Below are 1,737 nucleotides of genomic sequence, written 5' to 3'. Positions count from 1 at the left end.
ACGCTGACGGCGGGAATGGGCTTCCGCGCCCTCGCGGGCCAGGGCACCGCGCTGCCCTTCGTCCTCGTCGCCGCGGGCACCCTGCTGCTGCTCCTCGTCGGCTGGCGTCTCATCGCGGCGCTCACGGCCCGTGTGCGCCGCCGGGCGCTGGCCCGCTAACCGCGCGCGCCCGGTGGACGCTGCCGGGCAGAACCAAGAACGGCCGCCCGAGGGGCGGCCGTTCTTGGTGGCACAGGGTGAGTGTGATCGGCGCGGTGGAGCTGCGGGGAATCGAACCCCGGTCCACTTCAGTGATTCCGCGTCTTCTACGGGTGTAGTTCGCTGAGTCGTTCTACTCGGCCCCACGTTTTGTTGCGAACCCCTAACGTGACAGGCCCAGCCTCAGAAAAAGTCCCCGCACACCCTGAGACGCAGTGTGCGAGCAAGCCTCCTAAATGACGCCAGGACACGGGGCGGAGACACACCCGGTCTGACGGACTTACAGACTCTGCTTATGCAGCGAGAGCGAAGTCGGTGCGCTTAGCGTTGGCACCTATAGTTTGCACAGATCGTTAACGAGATAACCGTGCGTCCTCGACCCGCTTCCCACGGTCTCGCGTGAAATGTCGAAACCGATCAGCCCCGTGGGGCGAGGTCGCCTGCGCGACCTCTGATGCGTGATCAAACTCACCCTGTTGAATTGCCAAGTTCCGAACGAATCCGGAACACCTGATTCTAGCCCGGCAGGCTGGGAAAGTCGAGTGAGCTGGGTCGTCGGCCTAGTACGGGAGTAGCGCTCGCGCGGCGGCGCGCTTGGTGACCCAGCGCCGGTGCCATTTCCCGCCGAGCCAGGTGAACAGCGCCCCGAAGCCGATCGCCAGCATCGACACGAACACAATGGCGATGATCGGGAAGGTGACGGTCGCGGCCAGCGCCTCCGCCGTGTCCCGGCTCAGCTCATGCTGCAGGGCCAAGATCAGGTTCGAGCCCAGGAGCGAGCCGGCCGTGACCCCGAGGATCGCGTACAGCATGAGGGCGATGGTTGCGCCGACCGTGAGGTCCGCGGCCCGCGGACGGGCGGGGGTCGCGGGAGGGTGCGCTGCTGGGGAGCCCGCCGAATCCGCAGCGGTCGCGGCCTCGGCGTCCTTCGACTGCGGCGTGTTCATGGGCCCCTTCTGAGCGTGGCGCACGCCCGGATCTCCGGGCGGCTCCGAGTATTCTACCGGTCCGGGGTGCCGGGCTGCGGCGCGGCGGAGTCCTCGCCGAAGTGCCCGCTGAGCCGCTCCCGCATCTCGTGGCTCGCCTGGTTGAGGCCGGTCAGCTCCGCGGTGATCCCGGCACGGGCATACTTCGCCTGCACGCTGTCAAGGGCGGCGACGGTCGAGGCGTCCCAGAGGTGCGCCTCGGACAGGTCGATGATGACGCGCTTCGGGTCGGCGGCGTAGTCGAACTGCGTAAACAGGTCGTTCGAAGAGGCGAAAAACAGCTCCCCGCGGACGTGATATCGCGCCACGGGGGTGCCGTCCGTGTCCGCGCCGAGGAGCCGGGTGACCGAGGTGAGGTGCGCGACGCGGCGGGCAAACATGAGGGCGGCGGCGATGACGCCCGCGCCGACCCCGATTGCGAGGTTGTTCGTGGCGACGACCACGGCGACGGTGATGAGCATGACCGCGGTCTCCGACTTCGGCATGCGGCGCAGCGTCGCGGGGCGGATCGAGTGCCAGTCGAAGGTGATCGCGGAGACAAACAGCATGACCG

Annotated in this window: 3 protein-coding genes and 1 other RNA gene; 1 reads left to right on the top strand and 3 read right to left on the bottom strand. The window is 67.9% G+C overall.

Translation table 11 applies throughout. The features are described 5' to 3' along the window. The coding region (locus OOT08_RS14345) for a DUF3054 family protein (protein WP_325093673.1) at positions 1 to 159 on the top strand (159 nt) is incomplete at its 5' end. A 93-nt stretch (positions 160 to 252) separates the two neighbouring features. Here OOT08_RS14345 and ssrA read toward each other — a convergent pair. The 3 genes from ssrA to OOT08_RS14330 all read right to left on the bottom strand — a co-directional run. Beyond that, positions 253 to 623, bottom strand: a transfer-messenger RNA (tmRNA) gene (gene ssrA / locus OOT08_RS14340). Between the two features lie 135 nt (positions 624 to 758). Continuing rightward, positions 759 to 1,145: a hypothetical protein gene (locus OOT08_RS14335; RefSeq protein ID WP_325093466.1), complete on the bottom strand. Its 387-nt coding sequence runs from the start codon at positions 1,143 to 1,145 to the stop codon at positions 759 to 761. Positions 1,146 to 1,198: 53 nt separating this feature from the next. After that, positions 1,199 to 1,737: STAS domain-containing protein (locus OOT08_RS14330; RefSeq protein WP_325093465.1), on the bottom strand; the 539-nt coding region annotated here is incomplete at its 5' end.

This window comes from Leucobacter sp. M11, assembly GCF_035726885.1.
Taxonomy (GTDB): domain Bacteria; phylum Actinomycetota; class Actinomycetes; order Actinomycetales; family Microbacteriaceae; genus JAPFRB01.
The sequence above is the reverse complement of the archived record's forward strand: the minus strand, read 5'-3'. Positions and strand labels throughout refer to the sequence as shown.